The 15,524-nt window shown below is 58.0% G+C and carries 14 protein-coding genes; 8 read left to right on the top strand and 6 right to left on the bottom strand.

Annotated elements, in window-relative coordinates; translation table 11 throughout:
* Positions 1 to 79: 79 nt before the first annotated feature.
* Both PSH88_RS26235 and PSH88_RS26230 read right to left on the bottom strand, forming a co-directional pair.
* Complete coding sequence (locus tag PSH88_RS26235) at positions 80 to 1,705, bottom strand: ABC transporter substrate-binding protein (protein ID WP_305423567.1); 1,626 nt, start codon at positions 1,703 to 1,705, stop codon at positions 80 to 82.
* Positions 1,706 to 1,963: 258 nt separating this feature from the next.
* A complete protein-coding gene (locus tag PSH88_RS26230) occupies positions 1,964 to 3,574 on the bottom strand; it encodes an ABC transporter substrate-binding protein (protein WP_305423566.1) in 1,611 nt (536 codons plus the stop codon).
* Positions 3,575 to 3,769: 195 nt separating this feature from the next.
* Here PSH88_RS26230 and PSH88_RS26225 point away from each other — a divergent pair, with 195 nt between their 5' ends.
* The gene (locus PSH88_RS26225) at positions 3,770 to 4,120 is read left to right on the top strand and encodes an NIPSNAP family protein (protein ID WP_105340048.1); all 351 of its coding nucleotides are present in this window, start codon (positions 3,770 to 3,772) and stop codon (positions 4,118 to 4,120) included.
* 260 nt (positions 4,121 to 4,380) lie between these two features.
* A complete protein-coding gene (locus tag PSH88_RS26220) occupies positions 4,381 to 4,752 on the top strand; it encodes a DUF6124 family protein (RefSeq protein WP_305423565.1) in 372 nt (123 codons plus the stop codon).
* Between the two features lie 125 nt (positions 4,753 to 4,877).
* On the opposite strand, the gene PSH88_RS26215 is transcribed toward PSH88_RS26220, so the two are convergent.
* On the bottom strand, positions 4,878 to 5,594 hold the full coding sequence (locus PSH88_RS26215; protein ID WP_305423564.1) for an SIMPL domain-containing protein: 717 nt from the start codon (positions 5,592 to 5,594) through the stop codon (positions 4,878 to 4,880).
* A 321-nt stretch (positions 5,595 to 5,915) separates the two neighbouring features.
* Between PSH88_RS26215 and PSH88_RS26210 the strand changes: the two genes are divergently transcribed.
* The 4 genes from PSH88_RS26210 (at position 5,916) to PSH88_RS26195 (ending at position 10,468) form a co-directional block, all read left to right on the top strand.
* The gene (locus PSH88_RS26210; RefSeq protein ID WP_305423562.1) at positions 5,916 to 7,178 is read left to right on the top strand and encodes an ATP-binding protein; all 1,263 of its coding nucleotides are present in this window, start codon (positions 5,916 to 5,918) and stop codon (positions 7,176 to 7,178) included.
* Entirely contained in the window at positions 7,171 to 7,731 is a 561-nt protein-coding gene (locus PSH88_RS26205; protein ID WP_305423561.1) for a response regulator transcription factor, read from the top strand. The genes PSH88_RS26210 and PSH88_RS26205 overlap by 8 nt, the downstream gene beginning before the upstream one ends.
* A gap of 96 nt (positions 7,732 to 7,827) precedes the next feature.
* Positions 7,828 to 9,555 carry an ABC transporter ATP-binding protein/permease gene (locus tag PSH88_RS26200; protein WP_305483407.1) on the top strand — a complete coding sequence of 576 codons (1,728 nt, stop codon included), beginning with the start codon at positions 7,828 to 7,830 and terminating at the stop codon, positions 9,553 to 9,555.
* Positions 9,556 to 9,721: 166 nt separating this feature from the next.
* Positions 9,722 to 10,468 carry a FadR/GntR family transcriptional regulator gene (locus PSH88_RS26195; RefSeq protein WP_305423559.1) on the top strand — a complete coding sequence of 249 codons (747 nt, stop codon included), beginning with the start codon at positions 9,722 to 9,724 and terminating at the stop codon, positions 10,466 to 10,468.
* A gap of 7 nt (positions 10,469 to 10,475) precedes the next feature.
* Here the strand turns inward: PSH88_RS26195 and PSH88_RS26190 are convergent, their stop codons facing one another.
* The 3 genes from PSH88_RS26190 to PSH88_RS26180 all read right to left on the bottom strand — a co-directional run bounded on the left by PSH88_RS26190 (position 10,476) and on the right by PSH88_RS26180 (position 12,758).
* Positions 10,476 to 10,829, bottom strand: a complete 354-nt coding sequence (locus PSH88_RS26190) for a hypothetical protein (RefSeq protein WP_305423558.1) — start codon at positions 10,827 to 10,829, stop codon at positions 10,476 to 10,478.
* Positions 10,830 to 11,220: 391 nt separating this feature from the next.
* Positions 11,221 to 11,412 (bottom strand): hypothetical protein, encoded by a 192-nt coding sequence (locus PSH88_RS26185; RefSeq protein ID WP_305423556.1) that lies wholly within the window; start codon positions 11,410 to 11,412, stop codon positions 11,221 to 11,223.
* A 14-nt stretch (positions 11,413 to 11,426) separates the two neighbouring features.
* Positions 11,427 to 12,758, bottom strand: coding sequence for a phospholipase (locus tag PSH88_RS26180; protein WP_305423554.1), 1,332 nt, complete (start codon positions 12,756 to 12,758; stop codon positions 11,427 to 11,429).
* Positions 12,759 to 12,993: 235 nt separating this feature from the next.
* Between PSH88_RS26180 and kdgD the strand changes: the two genes are divergently transcribed.
* Together kdgD and PSH88_RS26170 are read left to right on the top strand one after the other, a co-directional pair.
* Positions 12,994 to 13,905 carry a 5-dehydro-4-deoxyglucarate dehydratase gene (kdgD, locus tag PSH88_RS26175; protein WP_052965597.1) on the top strand — a complete coding sequence of 304 codons (912 nt, stop codon included), beginning with the start codon at positions 12,994 to 12,996 and terminating at the stop codon, positions 13,903 to 13,905.
* A 73-nt stretch (positions 13,906 to 13,978) separates the two neighbouring features.
* Complete coding sequence (locus tag PSH88_RS26170) at positions 13,979 to 15,424, top strand: aldehyde dehydrogenase family protein (RefSeq protein WP_305423551.1); 1,446 nt, start codon at positions 13,979 to 13,981, stop codon at positions 15,422 to 15,424.
* Positions 15,425 to 15,524: the final 100 nt, after the last annotated feature.

Below are 15,524 nucleotides of genomic sequence, written 5' to 3'. Positions count from 1 at the left end.
GGATTTGGCTGTCAGTGAATTCCTACTTTCTCGGCAGATAAAGCAACGGCGACGTGAATAACGTCGCCGTTGCAAAACCTTATTTGCTGACGCTGACGCCGTAGAAGGAGTTCAAGCCAAACGGGCTGATCTTGAAGTCCTGCACGTTGTTGCGCATGGGTTGGAACACCGTCGAGTGAGCGATAGGTGTCATTGGAACAGCATCTTTGAGGACGTGTTGCGCCTGTTTGTACAGTTCGGTGCGCTTGGCCTGATCGGTAGTGCGCTTGGCTTCCTTGACGATGCCGTCGAATTTCTTGTCGCACCATTTGGAGAAGTTGTTGCCCTGCAACGAGTCGCAGCCGAACAGTACGTTGAGCCAGTTGTCCGGGTCACCGTTGTCGCCGCTCCAGCCAATCAGCATCGCGCCGTTTTCGCCGCCTTTGGAGCGCTTGATGTACTCGCCCCACTCATAGGTCACGATCTTGGCTTTGATCCCGATCTTGGCCCAGTCGGACTGCAGCATTTCGGCCATCAGCTTGGCGTTCGGGTTATAGGGACGTTGCACCGGCATCGCCCACAGGTTGATCTCGGTGCCTTCCTTGATGCCGGCTTCCTTGAGCAGCTCTTTGGCTTTCTCAGGGTTGTACGGAGCATCCTTGATGGTGGTGTCATAAGACCATTGGGTCGGTGGCATGGCGTTGACTGCCAGTTGTCCGGCGCCCTGGTAAACCGAGTCGATGATCTGCTGTTTGTTGACGGCCATGTCCAGTGCCTGACGCACTTTCAACTGAGCCATTGGGTTCGGCTGATCGCTGCCCTTGATCTTGTCCATCACGTTGTAGGCGATGTAACCCAGGTTGAAACCGGCCTGGTCAGGCACCTTCAGGGTTTTGTCTTCCTTCAGCGCCTTCAGATCGGCGGGACGAGGGAACAGGGTGATCTGACACTCGTTCTTCTTCAACTTCTGAATACGCACCGATGGGTCGGTGGTGATGGCGAAGATCAGGTTGTCGATCTTCACGTCGTCAGGCTTCCAGTAGTCCTTGTTCCCGGTGTAGCGGATGTTGGAGTCTTTCTGGTAGCTCTTGAATACAAACGGGCCAGTACCGACCGGCTTCTGGTTGATGTCGGCGGCTTTGCCTTCCTTGAGCAGATGGGCAGCGTACTCGGCGGACTGGACCGAGGCGAAACTCATGGCCATGTTCTGAATGAACGCGGCATCAACTTCTTTGAGGGTGAACTTGACGGTGTGGTCGTCGACTTTATCGATCTTGGTGATGTTGGTGTCCATCCCCATGTCGGTGAAGTACGGGAATTCAGTCGGGTACGCCTTACGGAACGGGTCATCCTTGTTAATCATGCGATTAAAGGTGAACAGCACGTCGTCGGCGTTGAACTCACGAGTCGGCTTGAAGTACGGGGTGGTGTGGAACTTGACGCCTTCACGCAGATGGAAGGTGTAAGTCAGGCCGTCATCGGAAATGTCCCACTTGGTCGCCAGGCCAGGAACAACGGCGGTGCCGCCGCGCTCGAACTGGGTCAGGCGGTTGAACATGGTTTCTGCAGAGGCGTCGAAGTCGGTTCCGGTGGTGTACTGACCAGGATCGAAACCGGCCGGGCTCCCTTCGGAGCAGAACACCAGGTTAGTCGCCGCGTGGGCGAAAGGTGCGCTGGCTAACAGGCTTGCGCCGACTAAAAACGGAATGACCGCGTGTTTAAGCATGGTGGCCTCATGATTTGTTGTCATTTTTGGAATTAGAGGACGACCTCGTGAGTCGACCTGCGGATACTTATGCAGGGGCCATACCCAATGCAAGATCCTGAATGGCTCCAAGCCTTAAACAGTGGTACGAACGTACCTTAATGTCGCATTTGTATAAATGCTGGCGCATTTGACCGTTTGCGCAGGTTTTTTACGGTGCAAATCACGCACCGACAAGGCGCAACCGGGGCGTTTGGTGCACCCGGTTGGAGCCTGGTGTTACTTATTTATACCCACTCCATAGAAGGGAGTAAGGCCGAACGGGCTGATCTTGAAGTCGCTGACTTCCTTGCGCAGGGGCTGGAACACCGTCGAGTTCGCAATCGGTGTAATCGGCACTTGTTGCTTAAGGATTTGCTGTGCGTGTTGGTACAAGTTGACCCGCTGCTGTTTGTCCGTGGACACCTTGGCTTGTTGCACCAGCTTGTCGTAGGCGGGGTCGCACCATTTGGCGTAGTTGCTGCCTTTCACCGCAGCGCAGCTGTACAGCACACCGAGCCAGTTGTCCGGGTCACCGTTGTCGCCGGTCCAGCCGTAGATCATCGCGTCGTGCTCACCATTCTTGGCGCGCTTGATGTATTCGCCCCATTCATAGCTGACGATGTTGGCCTTGATGCCGACTTTCTCCCAATCCTGCTGGATCATCTGTGCCGACATCCGCGCGTTGGGGTTGGAGGCACGTTGCACGGTCATGGCCCACAAATCGATGGTGGTACCGGGCGCAACCCCTGCTTCTTTCAGTAGCGCGCGAGCTTTGGTCGGGTCGTGCGGGGCGTCTTTGATACTCGGGTCGTAGGACCATTGCGCCGGGGGGAGGGCGTTCTGCGCCAGTTGCCCGGCACTCTGGTAGACCGCTTTGATGATCGCCGGTTTATCGATGGCCATGTCCAGGGCCTGACGGACCTTGAGCTGGTCCAGCGGCGGATGGGTCACGTTGTAGGCGAGGAAGCCGAGGTTGAAACCGGCTTGCTTGAGGACTCGCAGATTCGGGTCTTTCTCCATCACTTCGATGTCTGCCGGGCGCGGGTAGCCGCTGACCTGACACTCGCCGGCCTTGAGCTTCTGCAAGCGCACGGCGGCGTCGGGGGTGATCGAGAAAATCAGGCTGTCGAGTTTCACGTCCTCGGGTTTCCAGTAAGCCTTGTTGGCGGCGTAGCGGATCTGCGAGTCCTTTTGATAGCGCTTGAACACGAAGGGGCCGGTGCCGACCGGTTTCTGGTTGAGGTCGGCGGCTTTGCCTTCCTTTAACAGTTGTGCGGCGTATTCGGCGGACTGCACCGAGGCGAAGCTCATGGCGAGGTTTTGCACGAACGCGGCGTCGACGTTGTTCAGGCTGAAGCGCACGGTGTGGTCGTCGAGTTTGTCGATGCTTTTGATCGTGGTGTTCAGGCCCATATCGGTGAAGTACGGCGACTCGGCGGGGTAGGCTTTACGGAAGGCATTCTGCGGATCGAGCAGGCGCTGGAAGGTGAGCAAGACGTCGTCGGCGTTGAAGTCGCGGGTCGGGGTGAAGTAGTCGGTGGTGTGGAATTTCACGCCGTCGCGCAGGTGGAAGGTGTAGCTGAGACCGTCCTTGGACACTTCCCAGCCAGTAGCCAGACCGGGTTCGGCTTCGGTGCCGCCGCGTTTGAATTGGGTGAGGCGGTTGAAGACGGTTTCGGCGGAGGCGTCGAAGTCGGTGCCGCTGGTGTATTGGCTGGGGTCGAAGCCGGCGGGGCTGGCTTCGGAGCAGTAGACCAGGGTGGTGGCGGCTTGGGCGGTTTGTGCCAGTGATGCGGTTGTGGCGAGGGCGAGAGCGAGCAGGAGTGGTTTGACGGTGGTTCTTTCCATGGAGTCCCCGAGGGCGTGGCGGCGGTGTTTTCCTGAGGGTAGCGTTGTTGGCGGGGCGGGCGGAAATATCGTTTTTTGAGGGGGACCCCTCTATCTGGGCATAGTTGATCGGGGGCGAGGCTTGCCCGCGAAGGCGGCAGATCAGCCAGCACATATCCTTAGGCAGGAACTGAAATCCCACATGGAAGATTTGGAATGACTCGAATTGTTGAAATCCTGATGTACACCTTGAAACCGGGATCAGGATTGGATTTCCATCGAATAATGCGGGAAGTAAGCGTTCCGCTTCACTTAAAGGCGGGTATGGATGTTGTTTCTTATGGCGGCTCTTTGCATGACGATGACAGTTATCACTTAATTCGCTCCTACGAGAGCGAGAATCATCGCCAAGCCTCTCAAGATCTTTTTTACTCAAGTACTGATTGGAAGCAAGGTCCGAGAGCAGACATCATCAGTCGGATTGAAGTAAGCACAACGACTGTCATGACGCTCACTCAAGAGGCGATTGATGCTATCAGAGCTTCCCATAAATCTATCCAGAGCTGATGCTCAATGATCGTTCCCACGCTCCCGCGTGGGAATGCCGCCAGGGACGCTCCGCGTTCCGCTTTTGAATGTTTAACGGATGTATCAGAACTCAGACCTTTCCCACGCATTTTTCAGGTTGTCCGTCGGAAGCGGGCTCTCTAGTCTTTGGCTGTCGCTGCAAAACCAGCGACCAGGAGTGGAAACCTGAAATCAGTAGGGCGAAAGCCCTCACGACCATAATGGCAAGTGCTGGCTCCAATTGTGATTAGGAGCTGCAAATGGACGATGATAATTCTGATTCGAACTTTAAAAAAACCAACCCAATCGCCGAAGTCTTGCGCGCCGAAGAGCTACTCAAAGACCGCGAAGCCACAAAGCGCGCGCTTGACTACTACCTCAATCCTCCCAAGCCTTACGCCGCACGACCTCGTCGCCCCAGCACGATGTACTTGGTTGCCCCTGACATGGACACCGAAAGTCTCCTGGCACAAGCCTGCGAGTCATTGGCCTCGGCCAGTGTCCTGGCCAGTGATTTCGCCACGAACCTGATCGGCCCGCAGCACAACACCGTGTTGGCGATTCAACAGATCATCATGCTGGCGGAATTGGCGGTGAATCGGGCGTTGGATAACGTCGATCCGCAGACTTAATTCTGAATCACTGCGATGACGTCCGTGCTTTCACCAGTAAGCCGACAGTCACAACCAGATTCTTCTGGCGCAAAAAAAACGGCGATCACTTCGGTGATCGCCGTTCTTTATACAGGCTTATCGAATCAAGGCATCAACACTTCAATCGCCCCATCCGCCGTCATGCTGACCTGGCTGGTGCCCGCTTCAACTTCCGGGGTCACCGGCGCTGAATCCATGGCCGCGGATTTCATCATCATCGGCCCACGCATGTACGGTTGTGGATAACCGTTGCTGTTGAGGTTCAGGTTGACGATTTTGTAGCTCTTGCCGCCCAGGGCGTCGGTGGCCAGTTGGGCGCGGGACTTGAAGGCGGTCACGGCTTCTTTGAGCAGGGCGTCCTCACTGGCTTTACGGGTTGGGGTGGCGATGGCGAAGTCCATGCCGCCCATTTTCAGGTCGGTGAGCAGTTCGCCGGTGAGTTTGGAGAGGGCGGCGAAGTCCGAGCTTTCCAGGCGCAGTTCGGCGCGCTCACGCCAGCCGGTGATTTTCTGGCCTTTGGTGTCGTAGATCGGGTAGCTGTTGCGGCTGCCCTGGCGCAGGGTGATGTCTTTGACTTCTTTAGCCTGGGCCAGTGCTTTGTTCATGGTGGTGCTGACGTCGGCGGCGAGTTTGGCCGGGTCGGTGTTTTGCTCTTCGGTGTAGAGGGTCACGATCATCAGGTCGCGGGCCACTTCCTGGCTGACTTCGGCGCGCAGGGAGATCTGGTTGTAATGCAGCTCGTCGACGGCCAGGGCCGGGAGGCTGGCGACGGTGCCAACGCTTAAGGCAAGAAGGGCGGCGCTGCGGCGCAATGTGTGCATGAAAAGCTCCTTGGACGGTGCGCAGGGGTTAAGGTCCGAACCTGCGTGAAACCATCAGACTCTAGCTTCAATGATCCGGTTCGCACAGTTACAACTTCTATACAGATCGACCACAGGTGACCGCTGCGCGGTCAATCGCGGGCAAGCCACGCTCCCACAGGGGACGCATTCCAATGTGGGAGCGTGGCTTGCCCGCGATGGCGGCCTTATAGACGCCACAATCCTTTCCGCCATGTGGTCGTTTGCCGCACTTTCGCCTCTCAGGCCCGTGGCTTGGTTATACTCCGTGCGATCCGCCTGGAGCGCTCATCAGGAGAGCTCATGCTCGCCCCCGTTCAAATCACTTCCGCCACTCGCCAGAACCTCTGGCGGCTGACTTTCATCCGCACGCTGGTGCTGGCCGCGCAGGCCGGTTCCGTAGGCCTGGCCTACTGGTTCGACCTGCTGCCGTTGCCGTGGGTGCAACTGGCAATGACCCTGGGTTGTTCGACGCTGCTGTGCGCGTTCACGGCGGTGCGTCTACGCACCTCGTGGCCGGTGACTGAGCTCGAATATGCCCTGCAACTGGCCTGCGACCTGTTTATCCACAGCGCCTTGCTGTACTTTTCCGGCGGCTCGACCAATCCGTTCGTCTCTTATTATCTGGTGCCGCTGACTATCGCTGCCGTTACCTTGCCGTGGCGCTATTCGGTAATTCTGTCGGGTATTGCCTTGGCGCTTTATACGTTGCTGCTGGCGCGGTTCTACCCGCTGGAAACGTTCCCGATCGCCCGGGAGAACCTGCAGATCTACGGCATGTGGCTGAGCTTTGCCCTGGCGGCAGCGGTCATCACGTTCTTCGCCGCCCGCATGGCTGAAGAGCTGCGCCGTCAGGAAGAGCTGCGCGCAATCCGTCGCGAAGAGGGCCTGCGCGACCAGCAATTGCTGGCCGTCGCGACTCAGGCTGCCGGTGCCGCCCATGAACTGGGCACGCCGCTGGCAACCATGAGCGTGTTGCTCAAGGAAATGCGTCAGGACCATCCCGACCCGCTGTTGCAGGACGATTTGAGCGTATTGCAGGATCAGGTCAAACTCTGCAAGGAGACCTTGCAGCAGTTGGTTCGGGCGGCGGAAGCCAACCGTCGCATGGCGGTGGAAATGCAGGATGTCACCGACTGGCTCGACGAAGCGCTCAACCGCTGGCACCTGATGCGCCCTGAAGCCAGCTACCGCTTCCAGCGCCTGGGCCAGGGGACCGTGCCGCGCATGGCGCCGCCGCCGGACCTGACCCAGGCCCTGCTGAATTTGCTGAACAACGCCGCCGATGCCTGCCCCGAAGGCTTGCAAGTGACGCTGGACTGGAATGCCGAGGACCTGACCATCAGCATTCGCGACCATGGCGCCGGTGTGCCACTGGCCATTGCCGAGCAGATTGGCAAACCGTTTTTTACCACCAAGGGCAAAGGTTTCGGCCTGGGCCTGTTTTTGAGCAAGGCCAGCGTGACACGCGCCGGCGGCTCAGTGAAACTCTACAGTCATGAGGAAGGCGGCACGCTCACCGAGCTGCGCTTGCCCCGTGTCGCCCGAGGAGACGAACATGAGTGACGAGATCCAAGTCGAAGGCGAAGAACTGCCGCATTTGCTGCTGGTAGACGACGACGCAACCTTCACCCGCGTAATGGCCCGCGCCATGGCCCGCCGTGGTTTTCGCGTGAGTACCGCAGGTTCCGCCGAAGAAGGCCTGATCATCGCCCAGGCGGACATCCCGGATTACGCCGCGCTGGACCTGAAGATGGACGGCGACTCAGGCCTGGTGTTGCTGCCCAAGCTGCTCGAACTCGATCCGGACATGCGCGTGGTGATCCTCACCGGTTACTCGAGCATTGCCACCGCCGTCGAGGCGATCAAGCGCGGCGCCTGCAATTACCTGTGCAAACCGGCGGACGCCGATGACGTGCTGGCCGCGTTGCTCTCCGAGCACGCCGACCTCGACACCCTGGTGCCGGAGAACCCGATGTCGGTGGACCGTCTCCAGTGGGAGCACATCCAGCGCGTATTGACCGAGCACGAAGGCAACATCTCCGCCACCGCCCGCGCCCTGGGCATGCACCGCCGCACGCTGCAGCGCAAACTGCAGAAGCGCCCGGTCCGTCGCTGAACGGACGCTGAACGATTATCGCCAGCCCTCGCGATAACACGAACCGATCATTTATGATCGGCTCGTGTGTGTTCTTTTCTTTATCGAGCCTTATCCATGAATCAGAACGCTGAGTATTCCGCGGTCAACGATGCTGTGCGCGGGCAGTTTTTTCGCAAAGTCTGGGCGATGATCACGCCTTACTGGCGCAGTGAAGAGAAGGGCAAGGCCTGGACGCTGCTGATCGCGGTGATTGCGTTGTCACTGATCAGCGTGGGCATCTCGGTGTGGTTCAACACCTGGTACAAGGATTTTTACAATGCGCTGCAGCAAAAGGATGAGGCCGCGTTCTGGCGGCTGATTCTGTATTTCTGCGGGATTGCGGCGGTGGCGATTGTCGGTGCCGTCTACCGGCTCTACCTGACCCAGATGCTGACCATCCGTTGGCGGGCATGGCTCACGGAAAAGCATTTCGCCCGCTGGCTCGGCAACAAGAATTACTACCAGCTGGAACAGGGCGGTTACACCGATAACCCGGACCAGCGGATTTCCGAAGACCTCAACAACTTCACCTCGAACACCCTGGAGCTGGGCATTGGTTTGCTTCGCAACATTGTCAGCCTGGTGTCGTTCTCGATCATTTTGTGGGGCGTGTCGGGCAGTATCGAAGTATGGGGTTTTACCATTCCCGGCTACATGTTCTGGTGTGTGCTGGTCTATGCCGTGATCGGTAGCTGGCTGACGCATCTGATCGGCCGCCGTTTGATCGGCCTGAATAACCAGCAACAACGTTTCGAAGCCGACCTGCGTTTCTCTATGGTGCGGATTCGCGAAAATGCCGAGAGCATTGCGCTGTACAACGGCGAGCCCAATGAAAATCGTCGCTTGAACAGTCGCTTCGGGATGGTCTGGCATAACTTCTGGGACATCATGAAGGTGTCCAAACGACTGACTTTCTTCACCGCCGGTTACAGTCAGGCTGCCATCATCTTTCCGTTCATAGTCGCTTCGCCGCGTTACTTGTCCGGCAAGATCGAACTTGGCGAGCTGATGCAAATCAGCTCGGCGTTCGGCAACGTGCAGGAAAGTTTCAGCTGGTTTATCAGTGCGTACCAGAGCCTTGCCTCCTGGCGCGCCACCTGTGATCGACTGCTGAGTTTCCGTCAGGCCATGACCGACAATGAAGAGCGTGCACCAGCCATTGACGTCCAGAATCAAGGTGATGCGTTGAAGGTGCATAACCTTGGCCTCGACCTCGCTGACGGTCGTCATCTGCTGACTAACGCCGACATGACGGTGGAGGAGGGCGAGCGCGTCATGCTCAGCGGTCGTTCCGGCAGCGGCAAATCGACGTTGCTGCGGGCGATGGGGCACCTTTGGCCGGCCGGCCACGGCAGCATCCGCCTGCCAACAGGGCGTTATCTGTTCCTGCCGCAAAAACCCTATTTGCCGATTGGCACCTTGCGCGAGGCGCTGAGTTATCCACAACCCGGCGACACCTACCCGCGCGAGCGTTATGCCCACGTGCTGGAAACCTGCCGCTTGCCGCACCTGGTTTCGCGTCTGGATGAAGCCAATCACTGGCAGCGCATGCTTTCGCCCGGTGAGCAGCAACGTTTGGCCTTCGCCCGTGCGCTGCTTTATGCGCCGCAATGGCTGTACATGGACGAAGCGACTTCGGCGATGGACGAAGAGGATGAGGCGTCGTTGTATCAGGCGTTGATCGATGAATTGCCGGGCTTGAGCATTGTCAGCGTCGGGCATCGCAGTAGCCTGAAACGTTTCCATCCTCGGCATGTGCGCATCGAGAATGGCCATCTGGTGGACCAAACCGTGACCGCCTGAACCTGTGGGAGCGTGGCTTGCCCGCGATGGCCTTAATGCGGTTTACCTGACGAACCGCGTTATCGTTCATCGCGGGCAAGCCACGCTCCCACAGGTCAACGGTGATCGTACAACCGTGTTGAGCTATGATGCGGATTCAGCCGAATTTTCGAGACAGACGTTCACCATGGAAAACCCGATCGACGCACCTCGCCTCCCTCGCAAGCGGCGCAGCCTCGCACAGGAATTGGTCACGGTGTTATCCGAGCAGATCCGCGACGGTCAGCTCAAGCGTGGCGACAAGCTGCCCACCGAATCGGCGATCATGGATGCCCATGGCGTCAGCCGCACCGTGGTGCGCGAAGCGATTTCCCGTTTGCAGGCCGCCGGGCAAGTGGAAACCCGTCACGGCATCGGCACCTTCGTGCTCGATACCCCCAGCCCAAGCGGTTTCCGTATCGACCCGGCCACCGTGGTCACCCTGCGCGATGTGCTGGCGATTCTGGAATTGCGCATCAGCCTGGAAGTGGAATCCGCCGGCCTTGCCGCGCAACGTCGCAGCCCTGAGCAGTTGGCGTTGATGCGAGCGGCGCTGGACGCGCTGAATGAAAGCGCCTCCCACGCCAGCGATGCGGTGGCTTCGGATTTCCAGTTCCACCTGCAAATCGCTCTGGCCACCGGCAACCGCTACTTCACCGACATCATGACCCACCTGGGTACCAGCATCATTCCGCGCACGCGCCTTAATTCCGCGCGTCTGGCCCATGATGATCAACAGCACTACATGAGTCGTCTGAGTCGCGAGCATGAAGAGATTTACGACGCAATTGCCCGCCAGGATTCCGATGCGGCGCGGGCCGCGATGCGGTTGCATCTGACGAATAGTCGCGAGCGGTTGCGCCAGGCCCATGAAGAGGCGCAGGCGCAGCGTTGATTATGTCTTATTTTTCTAGTTTCACGAGCAGGTCAGGAGAGAGAGCCGTGTTACCGGATGCACTGGTCACGCTGTACCGCAGTGTGGCGGTAGCGTCTGGGGTCAGGTTCTTTTCGAAGATGTTTTTCGGGATATCGAAAACGATAAGGCTTCCGACTAAGGCTTGGGTCAGTATGATCAAGTGTGTCCAGGAGTTGCCGGTAGAGGTTTGTACCGTAAATTCGACTTTGTCCCCTACAGTCGCATTTGCATACGGCGGAACCTCACCATGTGCCGGATCTATCAGGTTATCAACGAAAAGCACGCTTTTGATGGCTTCTCGAAGCTGTGGAGCAGATAAAGTTTTCAGTTGTGCAGTCATGATCAAAATCCCTTTAACAATGAATCGAACCGTTTAATAAACGCGATTTTGCATGCAACGTTGACGGAGCCGGTTCGTTAACTCCTGAGCCATTTAGGCTGAGGCAGCAGGGAGCGGGCTACTGTTAGAAATAACAGTTTCGACGAATGGCATGTGTGGGCATTTCAGAACAAGACTCCCGCCTGGGCGGTCGCAAAGTGTGAGGCAGAGCATCAGGTGCATGAAGCGGGTTCAGGTTTTCTGATTGAGGTGATTTCTTGCCTGACAGATAGCCATCGCGGGTAAGCCCGGCTCCCACAGGTTTTGTGTCGATCACAATAGTGTGAACACATACAGAACCTGTGGGAGCCGGGCTTGCCCGCGATGGGGTCAGTAGCCATCAATTAATCTTTCAGATTGTCTTCAAAATTCCCCGATCCACCCTCACCGCCAACTCAGCAGCCCCAGGTTTGGCATCGAAAACCGCATGCCCGCGTTCATCCACAACCGCCCGGGCAATCGGCAAGCCCTTCGACAGCAATTCCAGCGGCGCACCTTTCAGCGATTGCCCCGAAGCCAGTTCCAGTTTCAGTTTGATAGTCATCAGTGATCTCCTTATCAGGCATTGGCCGCTGAATTCAGCGCGCCGGTTGGTTGGTAGTCCTTGAGCAGCAGGTAAGTGCTCCAACCCCACCAATCATCAACGGTGGCGGTATCGTTCAAGTTGTTGACGTCCTTGCGCCGCAACACCTTGTTGCCCTCGACCTTGAACAGTGGCGAGAAATTGCCTGCCGGGTTCAGTACTGCTTGCAGGTCGGGCAGTCTTTTCAAAGCAGCGAAGCTGCCGGCCGATGGAGCGGTGCCACCGAGGTACGCCGCGAACACTTCATCCGCCGACACCTGAACCGCTTGATTCACCTGAGCGCGATTGGCGCTGTCGATGGCGTCGAAGTAGCGCTTGTCGCCGTAGGCGTGCCAGCGATCGCCGTTGCCATTGCTCACGTTGAGGCCGAACTTGCTGTCTTCATCGTGCATGAAACGGGTAATCAACGAACCGAGATCACTGGGCGTGACCACCGCCGCCAACTGTTTGCGCGGTACTCGCAGGTGACCGGCGGAATACAGGTCGGTCAGGTAGTGATCGGCAAAAGCGTTCATCGCATAGGCCTGCTCCAACTGCTTTTCATCGCCGCTGTTGTGGGCCAGCACCGCATGTTGCAGCGCTGCCGTGTGCCCGGCGATGTAAGCCAGCAACGCCCATTCGGCAAAGTGGTCGGCATTGTTGGCGGCCAGTTTCAGATAACGCCCCAAAGGGAACAGTGCCGAGACGAAGCTGCCGCCGCCGGTGATTTTGTTCCACTCTTCCGACAACGTATCACCCAAGGCGTCATAAGCCTCATGCGGCTGTTTACCGTCCCTGATCGCTTGATTGATGGCGGCGATTTCCTTCTGCATGACGCCGAGGATCAACTTCGCCTCGGCGTTTGAGGCCGGCAGTACCGCCAGGGAGTTGAAGGCGTTGGTAAAACGCTGGATTCGGTCCGCCGCTGTTGCGCCTTCGCAGATCGGTTGATCGGGAATTCCATAAAAATCACCCCCCAGTGCAATCACTTGCCCATAGGTCAATGCCAGGCCATTGGGCAGGTGCAACTCCACCTGTGAGGCCGGTATGGCAGGTGCATCCTTGACGAAACGCAGCAGGGTGCTGTCGCCGATAGCGGTATGTTCTGCACCCTCAAACCTCAACTGGGGCGCGCCTTTCAGCGCATTTTTTGGTGGCGTCGGCGGCAGGCCTTGATGCTGATGTTTGGGGCCGTGATGGCTGCCGGCGGTGAGCTTAAGCGTGTCGCCATTGCCAGAAAAGGCGATGCCGTGCCCGGTAAAAAGATCATCCAGATCGGCAATGACCTGTCGGGTATTTTCCTTCGATTGTGCGTGTAGACCTGACATTTCTAGCTCCTTGATATGTCGTAGGTAGAGTCAAATTTAACTGTATGTATATACAGTTATCTGGATCATAGATGAGAACTTTCCTACGTCAAGGAATTACTTTTTCCGACGCAAATGTTGAGGTCCGCGATGAAATGCTGTTGACGGTTGTATTTTAAGTTGTACGATGACCTACAACTTCGGCGAAAGCTGAACAGTTTTCTCACACAAACGTTGCTACCAGGGTGTTCGAATAATGAATCCACAAGAACTGAAGTCCATCCTCTCTTCCGGCCTGCTGTCGTTCCCGGTCACCGACTTCAATGCTCAGGGCGATTTCCATCGCGCGGGCTACATCAAGCGTCTCGAATGGCTGGCCCCATACGGCGCCTCGGCATTGTTCGCCGCGGGCGGCACCGGTGAGTTCTTCTCTCTGGCGGCCAGCGAATATTCGGAAATCATCAAGACTGCCGTCGACACCTGCGCTACCAGCGTGCCGATCCTGGCCGGTGTTGGCGGTTCGACTCGTCAAGCTATCGAATACGCTCAGGAAGCCGAGCGTCTGGGCGCCAAAGGCCTGTTGCTGCTGCCGCACTACCTGACCGAAGCCAGCCAGGACGGTGTTGCCGACCACGTTGAAGCGGTATGCAAATCGGTAAAAATTGGCGTGGTGGTTTACAACCGCAACGTCTGCCGCCTGACCGCTCCTTTGCTGGAACGTCTGGCCGAGCGCTGCCCGAACCTGATTGGTTACAAGGATGGCCTGGGCGATATCGAGTTGATGGTGTCGATCCGTCGCCGCCTCGGTGATCGCTTCAGCTACCTGGGTGGTCTGCCGACCGCCGAAGTCTACGCCGCGGCCTACAAGGCTTTGGGCGTACCGGTTTACTCCTCGGCGGTGTTCAACTTCATCCCGAAAACCGCGATGGATTTCTATCACGCCATCGCTCGTGAAGATCACGCCACTGTCGGCAAGATCATCGACGACTTCTTCCTGCCGTACCTGGACATCCGTAACCGCAAGGCCGGTTACGCCGTGAGCATCGTCAAGGCCGGGGCGAAAATCGCAGGCTTCGACGCAGGTCCTGTGCGTGCGCCGTTGACCGATCTGACGGGCGAAGAGTACGAAATGCTCGCCGCGCTGATCGACAAGCAAGGTGCGCAATAACACTCGATAAAACCTGGGCCGCTGAGCAATCAGCGGCTTTTTGCGTGAGGACTTCTTTTAAAAGGGGCAGCCCGTGGCAGATACAAAGCGTTTCGATAACTACATCAACGGCGAATGGGTGGCGGGCAGTGATTACTGCGCCAACATCAACCCGTCCGAGCTGACCGATACCATCGGCGACTACGCCAAGGCCGATCTGGCTCAGGTCCACGCCGCCATCGACGCCGCTCGCGCCGCGTTCCCGGCCTGGTCCACTTCGGGCATTCAGGCGCGTCACGATTCACTGGATAAAGTCGGTACTGAAATCCTCGCTCGTCGCGAAGAGCTCGGCACTTTGCTGGCCCGGGAAGAAGGCAAGACCCTGCCCGAAGCCATCGGCGAAGTGACTCGCGCCGGTAATATTTTCAAGTTCTTCGCCGGTGAATGCCTGCGCCTGTCCGGCGATTACCTGCCGTCGGTGCGTCCGGGTGTGAACGTTGAAGTCACTCGCGAAGCGTTGGGTGTGGTCGGACTGATCACCCCGTGGAATTTCCCGATTGCGATCCCTGCGTGGAAAATCGCTCCGGCCCTGGCCTACGGCAACTGCGTCGTGCTGAAGCCTGCTGATCTGGTGCCGGGTTGCGCCTGGGCGCTGGCGGAAATCATCTCTCGCGCAGGCTTCCCGGCCGGCGTGTTCAACCTGGTGATGGGCAGCGGTCGCGTGGTTGGCGATGCGCTGGTGCAGAGCCCGAAAGTCGACGGCATCAGCTTCACCGGTTCCGTGGGCGTGGGTCGTCAGATCGCTGTCAGCTGCGTATCGCGCCAGGCCAAGGTTCAGCTGGAAATGGGCGGCAAGAACCCGCAGATCATTCTGGATGACGCCGACCTCAAGCAAGCGGTCGAGCTGTCGGTACAGAGCGCGTTCTATTCCACCGGCCAGCGTTGCACCGCGTCGAGCCGCTTCATCGTCACCGCCGGGATTCACGACCAGTTCGTCGAAGCCATGGCCGAGCGCATGAAGTCGATCAAGGTCGGTCACGCGCTGAAAAGTGGTACCGATATCGGTCCGGTGGTTTCCCAAGCTCAGCTTGAACAAGACATGAAGTACATCGACATCGGCCAGTCCGAAGGTGCGCGTCTGGTCAGTGGCGGTGGTCTGGTGACCTGCGACACGGAAGGCTACTTCCTCGCCCCGACGCTGTTTGCCGACAGCGAAGCTGCGATGCGCATCAGCCGCGAAGAGATCTTCGGCCCGGTGGCCAATATCGTTCGCGTGGCTGATTACGAGGCGGCGCTGGAAATGGCCAACGACACCGAGTTCGGCCTGTCGGCGGGCATCGCTACCACGTCGTTGAAGTACGCTAACCACTTCAAACGCCACTCCCAGGCCGGGATGGTGATGGTCAACCTGCCGACCGCCGGCGTGGATTACCACGTTCCGTTCGGTGGGCGTAAAGGTTCATCCTATGGATCACGTGAGCAAGGTCGCTATGCGCAAGAGTTCTACACGGTCGTAAAAACTGCCTACATCGGTTCCTGATACACCGCAGTACCTGTGGGAGCTGGCTTGCCTGCGATAGCATCACCGCGTTGAGACTGACACTGCGTGGTGCCTGCATCGCGGGCAAGCCCGGCTCCCA

It is taken from the genome of Pseudomonas wuhanensis (genome assembly GCF_030687395.1).
Lineage (GTDB): Bacteria > Pseudomonadota > Gammaproteobacteria > Pseudomonadales > Pseudomonadaceae > Aquipseudomonas > Aquipseudomonas wuhanensis.
The sequence above is the reverse complement of the archived record's forward strand: the minus strand, read 5'-3'. Positions and strand labels throughout refer to the sequence as shown.